We start from the raw sequence: 15,897 nt of genomic DNA, 5'->3' as shown, positions 1-15,897 counted from the left end.
GGAGCTGGTGAGGCTATTCCAGTTAGGCGACGCCAGTCTGGCCGGCGCCGGATGAACGCTGGATGAAGGTTAGCGCCCGACAGTCCAAGTTGGCAAACCCGGGGCGCCCGCCAGTCCAAGACGGCGGCTTCGAGCAAGCTTAACCGTGTGGCGGCCTGGCCCCCCAGGCCTGCGGCCGCCATCCCCCCAACCGGAATGGCCTGCGCTTGAAAAAACCCAGAGGAGACCACGAGATGACGACATCTTTCGCGCGCAAGGCGCTGCTCGGCACCGCCATCGCCGCCAGCATGGGCATCGGCTACGCCATCGGCGCGCAGCCGCACATGGCCGAGACCGTCACCCTGCTGCAATCGGCGCGGGCGGAGCTCGCCGCCGCAACCCCCAACAAGGGCGGCCACCGCGAACGCGGGCTCGGCCTGATCGACCAGGCCATCGCCGAAGTCCGCGCCGGCATGGCCTTCGCCGGCGGCTAGAGCTGGAAAACGCTCTTGTGCCTGAAGCCTGACCATTTCGTTCAACCCATCAGGAGACGCCTCATGAACAGACTGATCGCCACGGCCTTTGTCCTCGGTACCCTCGTCAGCGGCGCCAACGCGCTGCCGCTCGCTCCTGTTGCGCCGGCGTCCGACAGCAACGTGATCGCGGTTGCCGGCGGCTGCGGCGCCGGCTGGCATCGCGGCCCCTATGGCGGCTGCCGGCAGAACTACGCCAACCCGGCGGCGCATGCCTGCCCGCGCGGCTTCTACGTCGGCCCCGGCGGCCGCTGCCGCGCCAATGGCACCTAAACATTCCATCACGTAAACGTACTTCCATCATCTGCGGCGGGCCGAAAGGTCCGCCGTTTTTGGTTCGCTGATGCACATGTCAAACAGCAACGGCTCTTGCTCTGTCCGTCATTGCCGGGCTTGACCCGGCAATCCATCAACTTCGAAAGATGCTCTTGCGAAGTTGGATGGATGCCCGGGTCAAGCCCGGGCATGACAAAGAAAATGAATACGACTTCGCGATCTCGCGGCATGTTCTGCCCGGAGTTTTGCAATCAAACTTGCCCTCAAAACATAGAGGGCGCAGGGAAGACCGGGCGCGCGCCGCACCCGCGGTCTTGCGTGCGATAGTTGCAACAGAATGGTGCACGCAAGCATACAGGTTTGGCGGAGGCATCCGGCCTTCCCTGCGCAATGGCTTTACGGCTTATACGAGATCGTCCTGGTGACCCTGCTTTTCGTGACACCATCGCCCTTGGGCAGCGTTGGCCGCCTTCGAACTTGACGCCTGCATCGGGGCGTCGGACCCAAACGATTTCGCCGTACGCAACAGCAGCGTTCGTCTTCACTGCCGTCGCGTCCACCGCATCTCACCGCACGTTCGTGACGATCGCGAGCGCCCCTCTCATCGCGGGAGACGGGCGGAGTTAAACACCTGATTTGCCCGACGGGGCCAGCGACTTATTTTTGCGCGGAGGGCTGGACAGACTTTTGCTGATTTGCCCGTCGTGCCAGTTTGTCGCATGCGTGCGCCAACCATCGCGCTTGCGCGCTGCGGCGACTCATCGGCTGAAGAGCGCTTCAGCGCATGATCCGGCCCGACATCCACACCGTAATGATACGGGTTAGCCAGACCGGCTAACACAACCTACTAATCCGGTGCCGCAGTTGGGGACATACATCAGGACATCGCGCCGGATGGCTGGGACTGTCGCAGTTGCGAGGCCCGGATTACCGGGGGGCATTCCGGGCCTCGTTTTCACTGCCGTGCCAACTCCGCCGCAAAGCCACTCGCAGCGAGAAACCATCGAGTCGCGAAGACAGTTAGTGGCATGCTTCAGACGCGGCCGAGCTGCACCTGGCGGTCGACTGCAATCCAGGTCGCTCGAGCCACGGCCAGCAACGTTCCAGCTTCGCCATGGGCCGCGGCCTCGGCAACGCGTTTGCGGCCGTCGCGGCCGGTCTCCCAAGCCGTGATGACGCACCGCTCTCCCGGGCGCGGCCGCGCCTCAATCCGTGCGGACATCCGACCTAAAAGGATCGGCGTTCGGTCGAAGTTGCCGCTCTCCCGGTCGTATGAGGAAGCATAACCCGTCGGACAATCGAGCGCCGACCAGAGAAACTCGGGCGCAACCAGGCCATCCTCTCCCGTCAAGCTCGAATCCGGTATCCAGGTTGCCGCGAGCACAGCCGACCCATTCAGGGATTGACGCCCGAGCGGTCCGGCAAAAATGCGCAGGCCATCTCCCTGCTTCCTTGCAGGTCCACACACGAAACACGTCGGCAACAGATGCTCGTGTGGCTTGACCGGGGTCAGCAGCTCGGCCGCACGTGCTTCGTCGAAACCGGCCTTCTCAAGCTGCGCAATTTCAACACCTGCCGGTCGTCCGGTTGCAACGACCAGCGCGCCATCTCGGAGCTCCCATGGGCCGTCGTCCGTTGCGACGACATCCAGCCGGGTATCCAAGGGAGGCGGCGTGCGCAGCGTTACCTCCGCGCCGCCGGGAATGTGCCGGGCCAGCCGGCCGCAGACATATCCGCCGTTCCCGGAGTTTGGAGGACCACAGTAGCGCTTGTCGATCGTGATCGATGTCATCGATCTCTTCCTCTCTTGCCGCCGCCGGCACACGCTACCTTATCTTGATACTGCTCTCATCGCGGATTCCAACAAGCTGAGGCGGCCTTGTCCGTTACCGAAGTATGATTCTGCAAATACCAGGCATCAGCGGATCGGCGGCGCGTACTGAATACCGCCCTTGTTCCAGAGGTTGTTGAGGCCGCGGGCAATGCCGAGCCTGGAGCCGACGCCGACATTGCGCTCGAACGACTCGCCGTAATTACCGACGGCCCTCACGATACGCGAGATCCAGTCCTTGGTCAGGCCAAGCTGTTCGCCGAGATTGCCGTCAGTGCCGAAGGCGCGCTTGAGCTCCGGCTTGTCGGACTTGGCCATTTCACCGACGTTCTTTTGGGTCACGCCGAGTTCTTCGGCGTCGACCATCGCAAACAGCGTCCATTTCACGATGTCGAACCACTGGTCGTCACCATGGCGCACCATCGGCCCCAGCGGCTCTTTCGAGATCACCTCGGGCAATACGATGTGATCGGCGGGATTGGTCAGTTTCAGCCGCTCGGCATAAAGCTGCGAGACATCAGACGTGAAGACGTCGCAACGCCCGGTTTCATAGGCCTTCACGGTCTCATCGGCGGTGCCGAAGGCGATCACCTCGTACTTCATATTGGTGCCCTTGAAGTAGTCGGCGAGATTCTGCTCGGTCGTGGTTCCCGTCGTCACGCAGACCGAGGCGCTGTTCAGTTCGAGTGCGGAATTCACCTTCAGCGACTTCTTCACCAGAAAGCCCTGGCCGTCATAATAGGTCACGCCGGTGAAGTTGGCGCCGAGCGAGGTGTCGCGTGACACGGTCCATGTCGTGTTTCGCGACAACACGTCGATTTCGCCGGACTGCAGCGCGGTGAAGCGGTCCTTGGCCGACAGCGGCACGAACTTGACCTTGCTCGCGTCGTTGAAGATCGCGGCCGCAATTGCCCGGCAGACATCGACGTCGAGCCCAGACCAGTTTCCGTTGTCGTCGGGGGACGAGAAACCCGGCAGGCCCTGGCCGACGCCGCACGAGAGCATGCCACGGTCCTTGACCGTCTTCAGGGTTTGCGCCGAAGCCGCCTGGAGCGAGAGGCCGGCGGTAACAGCGAGGGTGAGAACCAGGGATACGCGTTTCATGATTACCTTTCGTGGAGATTTTTGGTCGTAATGACGGCCGATGCGCATGGCGCGCGCATGGGCCAACCGCGCCATCGGTAGTCCCGCGTCCGGGAGATTTCAGAATTGCTGGCGAGCGACCCTGGAACGCGCGGCACGCGCATGGCGCGCCGATGGGCCATTCATCGATCCCATGGCAAACCAGGGTTGATGTCCCAGCCATAAATTGCCGCACACAGCGAGACCAGCAAGCCCACGCTACACATTGCGACGATCGCTATCAGCGTGCGCGTGTCGAGGGACTTGCCCTGAACAGAGGGCCGTTTGCCTGATCGGGCAACCAGGTGGTGCTGAGCCGCAATGCCCGTCACCAGGACAACAGCCGACAACAGCACCGTGGGCCAAGGCGAGCCTTCGCCGACGGTTGCCGATTTCTGCCCAGCCCCGTTGCCCACGGCCCCGATGGCGTAGAGGAAGCCGACGAGCGCCAGCACACAGGCCGCGATGCCGTACACCAGGAGCCTCACGCGATTCATTGGATCACTCCTCACGCGGCCGCGAGAGCATCGCGCCCTTGTTGAACGAAAGCTGTTTCGGCCGGTCAGAACGCGACACGGACGCCGCCTTTGGCGGTGCCGATGCGGCTGCGATCGGACATCGCGATGCCTTCGAGCCCGCCGAACACCGCGATGTCGGCGCGGACGTGATAGTCAAAGCCCGCGCCCGCCACCACGCCGACGCTGCTGGCCTGGCCCGGTGTCGCGAAGGCGAGGTTCTGGCCGATCAGGATGGCGTTGATGGTGGTATCGCCGACGCGCTGCTGCGCGATCACGCCGCCATGCACGTTGGTCTTCAGGCTGTGATCGCCGCCGAAGAAGGTCGTCACCTTCGATACATCCAGTTCGCCGCGCTCCTCCAAATTCTGCAGCGTCCGGCTGCCGACCGACAGGCCCTGCGCCGAACCCGCTTCGCTGAAGCCGTCGAACAGTCCCGCGACATAGCGCAGCCGTGCCGTCGGCGTCAGCACATAGCCGTTGCCGATGGCGTAGCGAAACCCGTAGGCGACCTCCGGGCTGACGAACCAGCCATGATAGCTCGCACTCGCGGTCTCTGTGCCGCCGGCGGCAAGATTGTTCAGCACCAGCCGCCTCGACGCGTTGGCGGCGCTGCCGCCCTGCAGCGTGAAATCGACAAACTGCGAAGCCCATTCGAAGCGGCTATAGGCGCCGGCGAACACGTAGTCGGTGTTCACGGTCTGTGAATTGAGATCGACCGAAAGCCCGCTGGTGCCGCCGCCGATGAACGCGCCGACCAGCCAATCCGGACGCAGCTTGCGATCGATGCCGATGGCGCCGCCCCACGCCGAGGATGTCGCGCGCAAGGTCTCGGTCGTAGCGTCTTGGATACGCTGGCCGCCAAAGCTGTTGGCCCACACCGTGATCGGCGCGGGGTTCGACCAGGCGGAGACGATGCCGGGCGCCTTGGTCAAAACGTGATCGCTCTCCGGCGCATAGGCCATCGCCATCATCGTGCCGTTGGCCGACGGCGACACGCCGTTGAGCCGCCCTTGCACCAGCGACGACACGCCGCCGGTGAAATCCAGCAAGGTGCGGTCGGCCTGCGCCAGCGCGGTCGGATCAAGCGTTGCGAGCTGATTTCCGGCATGCACCGCGGGGCCGTTGAAGCCGCCATTGTTGAAGCTGGTGTTGAGAACACCGGTGAAGTTGATGAAGGTCGGAAGGATGACGGTCGTGAGCGACGATACCTTGCTATTCGGCGCGACCACCGTGACATTCACGACGTCATTGCCAAACCCCATGTCGACGACGCCGACGATGCGCGAACCGGCCAGCAATGTCAGGGTGTCGGCCGCACTCGATAGCTGGATCGCGGTGCCGCCGGTACCGATGATGGCACCGGAGTTGGTGATGGTGGTCGCCCCGGTGGCTTGAATGCCGATGAAGCCGGAGATGGTCCCGGCGTTGGTCACCTTGACCGTGTTGCCGAAGATACCGACGTTACCGCCCGCTATCGAGCCGAAATTGGTCACCACGGTATTGGTGGCCCCGACGGCCTCGAATCCCGCCGAGATCGAGCCTGAATTGGTGACCGTGGCATCCGTGCCTGCTACGATTCCAATTCCCTGCCCGCCAACGGCGGAGATCGTGCCGGTGTTGCTGACAACGGCGCTACCGCTGCTGCTGACGCCGATGCCGGTCACGGCGGCAGCGGAGATCGTGCCGGAATTGCTGACCGCCACCGTGCCGGCGCTGATGCCGATGTTCCCGCCTGCGATCAAACCGGTGTTGGTGACGGTGACGGTGGTGGCCGAGATGCCGATCGTCGCGCTGGAAATCGAACCGGCATTGTTGACGACCACCGTGAGGCCGTCGATCCCCGCAAAGCCGCCGAAAATGACGCCGGAACTGGCATTCGCCACGCTCAAAGCGTCGCCACTGATCCCAACTCCCACCGCGCCCGAAATATTACCGGCATTACGGATGGTGCCCCCGGCCGTGGTCTGGATGCCGTCGGCGCTGCCGGTGATGATGCCGGTGCTTGTGTTCGTGACATCGACCGAAGCGCCGACAATGCCGTTGCCGGCGGTTCCGGAGATCGTTCCGGAGTTGACCAGGTCCACCTTTCCCAGAGTTTCTATTCCATTTCCGCCGCCCGTGATACTGCCCGTGCTTGTGTTGGTGACAGCGGCGGAAGCGCTGACGATGCCATTGCCGCTGACGCCTCCGGCAATCGAGCCGGCGTTATTGACGGTTGCCGTCGTCGTGGCCTCGATGCCGTTGAGGCCGCTCGAAATTATGCCGGTACCGGTGTTCGTTACGACCGCGGTGTCGGCGAGGATGGCGCTGCCGGTGCTGCCCGATATCAGGCCGGCGTTGTTGATGGTGGCGATCACCGTCGCCACAATACCATTCAAACCGCCCAAAATAACGCCGGTGCCTGCATTTGCCACAACAGCGGTGTCGGAATTGATGCCTTTGGAGCCCGCGCCGGCGAATACGGTCCCGGAGTTGACCAAGGTGGTGGTGTTGGCAGAGAGCGCGACGGCGTTCGTGCCCGTTGAGATCGTGCCGGAATTGGTCACGGTGGCCGTTTGGGCAAGGATGCCATTGCCTAACAGGCTCGAGATCGCCCCCGAGTTAGTTACGTCGGCTGACACTGCCTGGATGCCGACCGAGCCCGTGATGTTGCCGGTGTTGACCACGGTGGCGGTCGTGGCACGGATGGCTCTTCCATTCGCGCCTAACGCCGAGATCGAGCCGGCGTTGGACACTTTGCCCACGCCGCCAAACTTGACACCGTCATCACCCTCGATGGTGCCGGTGCTCGTGTTGGTCACCTCGCCGTTCTGGAGGAAGATACCCCTTCCCGTCCCCGAGATGCGCCCGGAGTTGGTGACGAAGCCTGTCGAAAAAAAAGCAATCCCATTGCTGTTAGCGCCGGTCCCCGAGATAACACCGGCAACGGCGTTGTTCACGTTGCCGTTGCCAGCGCTGATGATACCACCGCTGTTGCCCACGCCCGCGCCCGAAATGGTTCCGGAATTGTTGATCGTTCCCAAGTCATTGAAGATCAGTCCGATGTCTGTTCCCGTCACCGACGCGCCGGAAAGGATATTGTAGGTATTGCCTCTATCGGCGTTGGTGCCGTAGCCGACGGTGCCATCCTGATCGACGGTCGCGCCGGAGCAAGTGACGGTGGTGTTGTTCACCGGCGATGTCGGCGCGCATGCCGCCTCGGCCCGATCAACCACCACGAATGGCGCGACCAACAATGCAAACAGACCACCTCGTACAAGGCCGCGGCGGGCCAACCGCGGTAAGGCCAGTCGCAGCGCGAAATCATCGAGCCGTGAAGACCGCATCAGGCGGCCTCCCTTTTGGCAGATAGACGATCGAGTGCCGCTTTAGCCTCGCTTGTCATGCGCCGGACGATCTCACCTGCTGGCAGAATCTCGCCGATGTTGCCCGCGCTTTGTCCGGCAGTCAGGCAAGCCTGCTCGATGTCGCCGTTGAAATCGCGCGTCGGCAGGATGGCGCTGTAGCGCGGCACCGGGATCGTCTGGCCGTTGAGGACCGTTGAGCCATTGATCTGGCCTTCCGCATCGCCAATGGCCTCGGCTTCTCGCCCCAGCGCCACGCGTGCACCGTCATTGACGATCGCCCGCATCGGCTGATCGGGCCATTCGGGGCCGTAGATCGAGAGGATCGCCGTATCGCCGACATCGGCGGACAGCACGCGGTCCTTGTAGGAATTGTGCGCGTCTGCCTCTTGCGCGGCGAGGAAGCGAGTGCCGCACCATACGGCGTCGGCCCCGAGAACGAGTGCCGCGGCCATGGTCGTGCCATCAACGATGCCGCCTGCGGCAAGCAACGGCAAGCCGGGGAAGCGCCTGCGGATGCGCGGAAACAGCGTCATGGTCGAGGCTTCGGCGCGATTATGCCCGCCCGCCTCCGCGCCCTGGACGATGAGCGCGTCGGCGCCGAGTGCGGCCGCCTGCTCGGCTTCGGCGACGCGGCCGATTTGTATCCAGACCTTGATCCCGGCCTGCTTCAATCGTTCGACATGCCCCGGCGTCGGTAACGTCCAGAAGAAGATGGCGAGCGCCACCTGTTCCTCGATGAGAACGGACACGTGTTCATCGGTGACGAAATCGCCGATCAGATCGACGCCGAACGGCCGCTTTGTCAGTGTCTTGGTCTGTCGGACGAGATCGCGCACGACGTCGGGCGGATTGATGTCGGCCCCGATCGTGCCGAGCCCGCCGGCTTGGCAGACCGCGGCCGCGAGAGCCGGACGCGCGATCATCGCCATGCCCGCATTGACGATGGGCGTTGTGAGCTTGAAGGTCCGGGTGATGGACGTTGAAAAAGCGGCGCTCGGGAAGGCTTCGATCTCGCTCGACGCGGGCGGTGGCATCAACTGGGTCATAATCCGGTCCCTTTTGTCGTATGACACGGCAGGAAGCGGCCGTGATTTGTGCCGCTTGAGTAGTCAGCAAAGGGACGGCGGTCTTGACATACTCCGCCAAAGCCTTGCGAGATCGCGCCAATGACGACGGAAAGACATGCTGCGGCCAGGCTCGCCCCGCCGACCATCAATCTGGCCAGCGTCGTTTATGGCCTTGACGCCTACATGCGCTCGCGCGGGGCCGAGGCGGGTGACGCCTTGCGCCGAGCCGGTCTCGAGCCCGGCGACCTGACCGATCCCGATCGGCGCGTGCCGCTCATCCGCTATCTGGAGCTCTTGGAGATCTGTGCCGACCTCGTCGCCGATCCGCAATTCGGCTTGAAGTTCGGTGCACAGTACGAACCGAGGCACGTCGGCGTCGTCGGCAATGTCGCCCTGGCCTCGCGCACGGTCGGCGAAGCCTTCGAAACCATAGGGCGCTATCTGCCCACCATGGTCGACGCCACCGTGCACGGCGTGGACGTCAGCGACGGGATCGCGTTTGTGTATTCCTACTATATCGATCCGCTGATGATGTCGTACCGGCAGAAAGGCGACTGGGCGATCGCCTTCGCGTGCAACCTCATGCGCGTAGGGCTCGGCGATCCGCGCTGGACCCCGCAGGAGGTCCTGCTGCCGCAGCTGGCGGACGAAACGACGGCGGAACGCCGCACCCGCGTGGAGATCATGGGCGACAACATCCGGGTCGGCCATCCCTGGGCCGGCATCCGGTTTGACGCCGGCCTGCTGAAGCGGCCGATGGCGACGGCCGATGCCATGATCGAGGCCCTGATGCGCCATTACGGCGATCTTCGGCTCGCCGCTTTGCCGGAACAGCGCGGCGAGCTCGAGCAATTGCGCCGCGAGATCGCCCGCGTGCTGGTCAAGGGCGAGGGCGGCATCGAGCACCTCGCCAAGGCGACCGGCACCTCGGTGCGCACGCTGCAGCGGCGGCTGAAGGATGCCGGCGTGAACTACTCCGACCTGCAGAACGATGTGCGCAAGACGCTGGCGCTGAACCTCCTGGAAAACGAGACGCTGGCGCTGGCGGAAATCGCTTTTTCGCTCGGCTACTCCGAAGTCAGCGCGTTCAATCATGCCTTCCGGCGCTGGGTCGGCCAATCGCCGGGCGATTATCGTCGGCTACGCGCAGTTCATCTCAAATCCGCCGCCGCGAAGAAGTCGGAGCCGCCTGCCAGGGAATCGATTTGAATAAACCCACTCGGCAGGCCTCAAATTGAGGCTTACCGAAACGCGCGCGTGCTTTACGTCGAATGCACCGGCTGTGGCTCGTCGGCATATCTGTGCGCGAGCCAGGACGAGATCGTCGCCGGCACCAGGCCAACGAGGCCATACAGGACGAACTGCAGCGCGCCGGTATCCGGCCCGCGCGAGCCGTAGAGCAATTCCGCCAGCACGAAGCCGAGACAGGCCATGATCACCGTCCGCAGCGCCGGTTTGATGCGCGGCACATGAAACAGGATGTCATCGACCGCCCCCATCATCAGCGCCGGCACGATGCCGAACAGATAACTGTACGGCAGCGTCTTGAAGAACGCCGCCAGGAACTTGCCGACCTCGCCCCAATTGGTCTCGGTCCAATAACCCGACGACACCGTCGTCGCCAGCAACAGCAGGAAGCCGCCGATCAGGGGGCCGATGGCTGCGAAGATCAGATAGCGTTTCATGGCGACCTCTGCGTGAACCCGTGCATCAGGCTAAACTTTTTCCGTTGACCGGACATGATCCGGTTCCTGATCAGCCACTCGGCGCGTGCAATTTCGAATTCAGTCAAGACGGAGTCAAGGGCCAACCAGCTTTGGTTACACCGCGTGAAACCGCAGGCTCTAATTCCGGTTCGCGAGAGTGATCAGCCGGCCACTCAGCCGGCTTTCGCGGCCGCCGCCGCTATCGCAGCAAACCCGTTAGCCCGGCTTCTTGCAGGCCATCGCTTGAGGAGATGCAGGACCGGTCTTGGCGAGCAGCCGATCGGTGCCCCATCTGACCGTCCATTGCGCCACCGACAGCAGCAGGGATTCATGGATTGCCACGCATTGGTCGAGCTCGCGCTGGGTCGGCGGCGGACAGCCGGGCCGGTTGCGAACGATCATGGTCGTCGTCGACCAGCTCAGCCGGGCGGCCTTGCAGGCCACAACCAAACCATACAGCCGCTCGCCGTCGAGCAAGGGTTCAATGGCTTCCGGCTTGACGTCTGCCTTCAATGCGAGCGCCGCCACCACGTTGATGTATTCGCCCCTCACGGCAAACCGGTTCACGGCTCCATCATTGAGCTTGCCGGTGCGGTTGAGCACAGTGAGTTCGCTTTGCACCGCGGTGTAGTCGACCTTCGGCCGCGTCACGCGCGGCTGTTCGACGGCCGCCGCAAGTGCCCCTTCTGCTTTCGCCTTCGCGACGGGCCGCGGCGCCGTCAGGAAGCGCGCCTGCACCACGTCGGCAACCTTGCTGAGCAACTCCCGCAGCAGGTTGCCGGGCAGGTCCAGCCGAAGGCCGAGCTTTTCGGCCAGGCTTTCGTCGCGCTCCGCCCGCCCGACCAGCGTCGCGTAGCCGCATTCGGAGAAACGCGCGCCGGCGTTCCGCGCCAGCGCATTGGAGACGTTGACGTCGCCAAGCCGCATCAGCGCATCGGTGAGTTTCTCGCTGAGGGCTTTCCGGTCGCAGATCGCCAGCAAATGGTGCTGGCGGCCGCTGTTGACGATTTCAAGCAGGTCCGCTTCCGACAGGCCGCCCGACCTTCGCAACACCGGCGCGGCGACCTGGGGATTGTGGTGAAAAGCAAGCGCGCGGATCGTCTGGCGCGGCGCCCGCTCGATCGCGGACAGGTCCTCGCTGAGATCGACCAGCAATGTCGCCTCGACGCGACCGATCAGGCCAGCGAGGACGCCATCGACGGAATTGATCTGGGATTCGCTGAGGTGGTCGACGCTGGACAGGAACAGGTCCGTCACCTGCCCGAAGATCTCGGCATCGTGCTCGGGTCCGCCCTTTTCGGCGCCGTTCAATTCCGCGCGCAGGGTCGACGATACGGCGGCCATTAAGCGTCCCACTGGGGTTGCAGCGCGCGGATCACTGGCATTCCCAGGTCCCCGTTAATGAAGGGAATGTAGATGCCAGCAGGCAATAATCACGGAGTTTACGCGGGTTCTCCTAATGGGTAGTTGCCGGCCAAACCGATTTTGTCCGCATTTTTACGGAGGGCCGGCGTCCGGCCCCGCGCCGGCCATCCGGCAATTCCGCGCGCGCGAAGGCGAGACTTTCCCGGTACTCCCGGGAAATCCGCCGCCCCTACTCGCCCCACGCCGCGAACGCGTCGTTGAACGCGCGTTCGCCGGGGGCGCCCTTTTCGATCGCGATGATGGCGCGGCGCTGGTTGACGTAGACCAGCGGCACGTCGAACCACGACCGCTCCTTCAGGAGCTGCAGGTTGCGGGTGCGGTCGTTGTCGACGTTGGACAGGCCGACCAGGAAGAAGCCGTCGGTGACCTTGACCGCGAGGCCGGCCAGCGGCGTGCCGCGCGCCTGCTCGTTCGACTTCATCAGGATGCCGGGCACGTTGCCGACGCCGCCGCCGGAAAAATCCTGCGGCAGGATGAAGGTCAGTTCCGCAGTGTGACTCGCCGGCAATGAACTGTCGGTGTTGCGACGGAACGACATCGTCATCTTGAACTTGCGGTCGGGAATATCGATGTCGGCGCGCACGGCGATGTCGGGCTTCTGGTTGCCGGTCGCCTTGATCGGTTCGGTGCGCCAGATCACCGAGCCGACATATTGCTTGCCCTTGGGATCGCCCGGGTCCTCGTCATACAGCACCACGCGCTGCGCCACCGGCGCGATCGTATCTGACGACGAAGGCTGGCCGACGCGATCGGGGATCTTCGGCTTCGACTGCGGCGCGGAGGAATCCTTCGGCGCTTCCACCACCGGCGACGATTTGAACAGACCGCTCACGACAGAGGCGACCGACCGGTACGAGACAATCCCGATACCGATCAGAACCAGCACGATGCCGATCGCGATCGCGCTCTTGAACGGGAACACCGCAGGCGCCCGGGTGCGCTTCTTCGGCTCGCGGTCGCGATCCTGCGACAGCCGCGAGCGCTGCGGCGTCGGCTGCGGCATTTGCGGCGGCGGCGCGTAGCGATCCGCCTCCTCCAGCGACTCGTCATAGGAATACGGCTGTTCGGGATCGGCGCCGCGGTTTTCCATACCGGGCTCGATCCGGTCGAATTCCGGCGAGGGCGACGGTACGTTGGCGTAGGTTTTTCGCGCGTTGCGGTTGGCGGTCGCAGCAGCCCGGCCGAGATCGTCGGCGTCGGCGGCGATATCGCGGAAGCCGCGCATGCTCGGCGGCTGCGGCATCTGCGGGGCCGAATTGTCGGGGCCGCGGCGCGGCGCGCCGGTGCGTTCGCGGGTCGGCGGCAGCACCGGATCCTGCATCGGCAATTGCGGCGGCTGCGGGCGCGGCGCCGGCGGTTCGGCGCGCAGATTGCGCTGGCCGCGCTGCGGATCGTCCCCTCCCAGCGGCGGACGGGCGTCGCGCGACGGGGCTGCGGGCGGGCGCGGGCGCAGGGCCGGAGAATTTGGGGCCGGAGAATCAAGTGAAGACGGGCCGGTGTCCGGTGGCCGGGCGTTGGCGCGGCGGAAGGCGTCGCCGCTCGAGGAACGCGCGGCGCCGCCGGGCCGCGAGGCGTCGCGGGCACGCTGGGCGGCCTCGGATTCGACCTTGCGGACGGCCTCTTCCAGCGACAGCCGTTCGCGGGTGATCTCGGATTCGCTCAATGGCGGCTGCACGCTGCGCAACTGCGCGATCAAGGCCGAGCGGGCCCGCTCGTACAGCGCACGGCGGCTCTCGCCGGGGGCGCTGGGGTCCAGGCCGGCAATGGCACGTGCGATCAGCGGGTAATAATCAGCCATATCAACTCAATCATGCACCCTTGCCGGTAACATCCCGTTAAGCCTCAAACGGGTTTTGAACCAGGATAGTATCCTCGCGTTCGGGGCTGGTGGAAAGCAAGGCGATGGGACAGCCCACCAGTTCCTCGACCCGGCGGACATATTTGATGGCCTGGGCCGGCAGATCCGCCCAGGAGCGGGCATTGGCGGTCGGTTCCTTCCAGCCCTCGATGGTCTCATAAATCGGCACCACCCGGGCCTGGGCGCCCTCGCCGGCCGGCAGATGGTCGATTTCCTTGCCGTCCAGCATGTAGCCGGTGCAGACCTCGATCGAATCGAAGCCATCGAGAATGTCGAGCTTGGTCAGCGCCAGCCCGGTGATGCCGCAGGTCCGCACCGTCTGCCGCACCAGCACGGCGTCGAACCAGCCGCAGCGCCGCTTGCGCCCGGTGTTGACGCCGAATTCCTTGCCGCGGCGGCCGATCTCCTCACCGATCTCGTTGTTGAGCTCGGTCGGGAACGGACCCTGGCCGACCCGGGTCGTATAGGCCTTGCAAATACCGAGCACATAGCCGACCGCGCCCGGACCCATGCCGGTGCCGGTCGCCGCCTGCGCCGCCACCGTGTTGGACGAGGTGACGTAGGGATAGGTGCCGTGGTCGACATCCAGCAGCGCGCCCTGCGCGCCCTCGAACAGGATGCGCTTGCCTTCGCGGCGCTTGATATCGAGCAACCGCCACACCGTCTCGGCATAGGGCAGCAGCTTCGGCGCGAACGCCGACAATTCCTTCAGGATGTCCGCGCCGTCGAATTCTTTCAGATTGAAGCCGCGGCGCAGCGCGTTGTGGTGCGCCAGCAGGCGGTCGATCTTGTGCGGCAGGGTGTCGAGATCGGCGAGATCCATCAGGCGGATGGCGCGGCGGCCGACCTTGTCTTCATAGGCCGGGCCGATGCCGCGCTGGGTGGTGCCGATCGCGGTGGCCTTGTTGGCGGATTCCCGCAAGCTGTCCAGTTCGCGGTGCAGCGGCAGGATCAGCGTGACGTTCTCGGCGATGCGCAGATTGTCCGGGCTGATGGCAACGCCCTGCCCCTGCAGCTTCGCGACTTCGTCGAGGAAGGCCTGCGGGTCGAACACCACGCCGTTGCCGATGACGGCCAATTTCGACGGCCGCAGCACGCCGGACGGCAATAGCGCCAGTTTATAAGTCTCGCCATTGATGACGAGCGTATGGCCGGCATTGTGGCCGCCCTGGAAGCGCACGACGATGTCGGCCTGCTCCGACAACCAGTCGACGATCTTGCCCTTCCCCTCGTCGCCCCACTGGGCGCCGACGACGACAACATTGGCCATTTCTAAGGTGTTCCCTGCAACTCAGTTGATCCCAGCATGATCTCGTCGGAAAAAGGTCCCATCTTCCGGATCAAGCTTTAGCCTCTCGTTCGAGCATGATCCTTGCGGAAAACCGGTACCCACTTTTCCCTCGCGACAAACGCCGAAGGCGTTTGCGCTGAGATCATGCTGCCCAGCCAAAATCACGGCCGGGGGCCGTTCGGATGTAAGGCAGCTCCATCGGATAAAGGAAGCGGGCTATCGACGCAAGCAAGAAGGTAGCTTTCGGGGGCCCTTAGAGGCCCTCCAACCCATTGATATCCCCGGAAAATTTGTGGCCGCGTTGGGGCAAAGAGATGAACACGGAGTAATCCGGACGATGTCCAAAACCACGAGGGCAACCCAGGCCCTGGAAAAGTCCGGCGTGCGGTTCACCCTGCACAGTTACGATTACGATCCGGATGCCGACAGCATCGGGCTGCAGGCGGCCGAGGCGCTCGGCGTCGAGCCGCAACGCATGCTGAAGACGCTGATGGCCGAGGTCGACGGCAAGCCGGTCTGCGCCGTGGTGCCGTCGGACGCCGAGGTCAGCATGAAGAAGCTCGCCTCAGCCTTCGGCGCCAAAGCCGCCAGGATGATGCGCCCGGCCGATGCCGAACGGCTGACCGGCTATCATGTCGGCGGCATCAGCCCGTTCGGCCAGAAGAAGCGCGTGCCGGTCGCGATCGAGGCGGCCGCGCTCGGCCACGCCGCCGTGTTCCTCAACGGCGGCCAGCGCGGATTGCAGATCGAGCTCGATCCCAACGATGCCGTCAAGGTGTTGGGCGCGATCGCACGGCCGCTGATCGCATAACCTTCCGTCATGGCCGGGCATAGCCGTCTGAAGGACGGCGTCGCTTCCGCTCGCCTATGTCCCGGCCATCCACGTCTTAAGCTATGTCGACCCAAGAAAGACGTGGATGCCCGGGACATCTGGCGCGAAGACG

At 64.3% G+C, this 15,897-nt stretch carries 13 protein-coding genes; 4 read left to right on the top strand and 9 right to left on the bottom strand.

Annotation, left to right across the window (positions count from 1 at the left end; all coding sequences use genetic code 11):
- Window positions 1–233 precede the first annotated feature (233 nt).
- Window positions 234–473 carry a hypothetical protein gene (locus BLS26_RS25840; protein ID WP_092515395.1) on the top strand — a complete coding sequence of 80 codons (240 nt, stop codon included), beginning with the start codon at window positions 234–236 and terminating at the stop codon, window positions 471–473.
- A 63-nt stretch (window positions 474–536) separates the two neighbouring features.
- Window positions 537–785 (top strand): GCG_CRPN prefix-to-repeats domain-containing protein, encoded by a 249-nt coding sequence (locus BLS26_RS25835; RefSeq protein WP_092515394.1) that lies wholly within the window; start codon window positions 537–539, stop codon window positions 783–785.
- A 1,036-nt stretch (window positions 786–1,821) separates the two neighbouring features.
- On the opposite strand, the gene BLS26_RS25830 is transcribed toward BLS26_RS25835, so the two are convergent.
- The 5 genes from BLS26_RS25830 to BLS26_RS25810 all read right to left on the bottom strand — a co-directional run bounded on the left by BLS26_RS25830 (window position 1,822) and on the right by BLS26_RS25810 (window position 8,652).
- Window positions 1,822–2,580 (bottom strand): hypothetical protein, encoded by a 759-nt coding sequence (locus BLS26_RS25830; protein ID WP_092515393.1) that lies wholly within the window; start codon window positions 2,578–2,580, stop codon window positions 1,822–1,824.
- Between the two features lie 126 nt (window positions 2,581–2,706).
- Window positions 2,707–3,723 carry an amino acid ABC transporter substrate-binding protein gene (locus BLS26_RS25825; protein WP_092518567.1) on the bottom strand — a complete coding sequence of 339 codons (1,017 nt, stop codon included), beginning with the start codon at window positions 3,721–3,723 and terminating at the stop codon, window positions 2,707–2,709.
- Window positions 3,724–3,884: 161 nt separating this feature from the next.
- A complete protein-coding gene (locus BLS26_RS25820) occupies window positions 3,885–4,238 on the bottom strand; it encodes a hypothetical protein (RefSeq protein WP_092515392.1) in 354 nt (117 codons plus the stop codon).
- Between the two features lie 65 nt (window positions 4,239–4,303).
- A complete protein-coding gene (locus BLS26_RS25815; RefSeq protein WP_092515391.1) occupies window positions 4,304–7,585 on the bottom strand; it encodes an autotransporter domain-containing protein in 3,282 nt (1,093 codons plus the stop codon).
- The gene (locus tag BLS26_RS25810) at window positions 7,585–8,652 is read right to left on the bottom strand and encodes a nitronate monooxygenase family protein (RefSeq protein WP_244541684.1); all 1,068 of its coding nucleotides are present in this window, start codon (window positions 8,650–8,652) and stop codon (window positions 7,585–7,587) included. Before BLS26_RS25810 ends, BLS26_RS25815 begins: the two co-directional genes overlap by 1 nt.
- A gap of 120 nt (window positions 8,653–8,772) precedes the next feature.
- Here BLS26_RS25810 and BLS26_RS25805 point away from each other — a divergent pair, with 120 nt between their 5' ends.
- On the top strand, window positions 8,773–9,882 hold the full coding sequence (locus BLS26_RS25805) for an AraC family transcriptional regulator (RefSeq protein ID WP_092515390.1): 1,110 nt from the start codon (window positions 8,773–8,775) through the stop codon (window positions 9,880–9,882).
- A 53-nt stretch (window positions 9,883–9,935) separates the two neighbouring features.
- Here the strand turns inward: BLS26_RS25805 and BLS26_RS25800 are convergent, their stop codons facing one another.
- The 4 genes from BLS26_RS25800 to BLS26_RS25785 form a co-directional block, all read right to left on the bottom strand.
- Window positions 9,936–10,358: a DUF5413 family protein gene (locus BLS26_RS25800; protein WP_092515389.1), complete on the bottom strand. Its 423-nt coding sequence runs from the start codon at window positions 10,356–10,358 to the stop codon at window positions 9,936–9,938.
- Between the two features lie 237 nt (window positions 10,359–10,595).
- Window positions 10,596–11,723: a DUF2336 domain-containing protein gene (locus BLS26_RS25795; protein ID WP_092515388.1), complete on the bottom strand. Its 1,128-nt coding sequence runs from the start codon at window positions 11,721–11,723 to the stop codon at window positions 10,596–10,598.
- Window positions 11,724–11,973: 250 nt separating this feature from the next.
- Entirely contained in the window at window positions 11,974–13,602 is a 1,629-nt protein-coding gene (locus BLS26_RS25790) for a hypothetical protein (RefSeq protein ID WP_092515387.1), read from the bottom strand.
- A 37-nt stretch (window positions 13,603–13,639) separates the two neighbouring features.
- Window positions 13,640–14,932: an adenylosuccinate synthase gene (locus BLS26_RS25785; RefSeq protein WP_092515386.1), complete on the bottom strand. Its 1,293-nt coding sequence runs from the start codon at window positions 14,930–14,932 to the stop codon at window positions 13,640–13,642.
- A 358-nt stretch (window positions 14,933–15,290) separates the two neighbouring features.
- Between BLS26_RS25785 and ybaK the strand changes: the two genes are divergently transcribed.
- On the top strand, window positions 15,291–15,764 hold the full coding sequence (gene ybaK, locus BLS26_RS25780) for a Cys-tRNA(Pro) deacylase (RefSeq protein ID WP_172804696.1): 474 nt from the start codon (window positions 15,291–15,293) through the stop codon (window positions 15,762–15,764).
- Window positions 15,765–15,897 lie beyond the last annotated feature (133 nt).

Origin of the sequence: Afipia sp. GAS231 (assembly GCF_900103365.1) — a bacterium.
Lineage (GTDB): Bacteria > Pseudomonadota > Alphaproteobacteria > Rhizobiales > Xanthobacteraceae > Bradyrhizobium.
The sequence above is the reverse complement of the archived record's forward strand: the minus strand, read 5'-3'. Positions and strand labels throughout refer to the sequence as shown.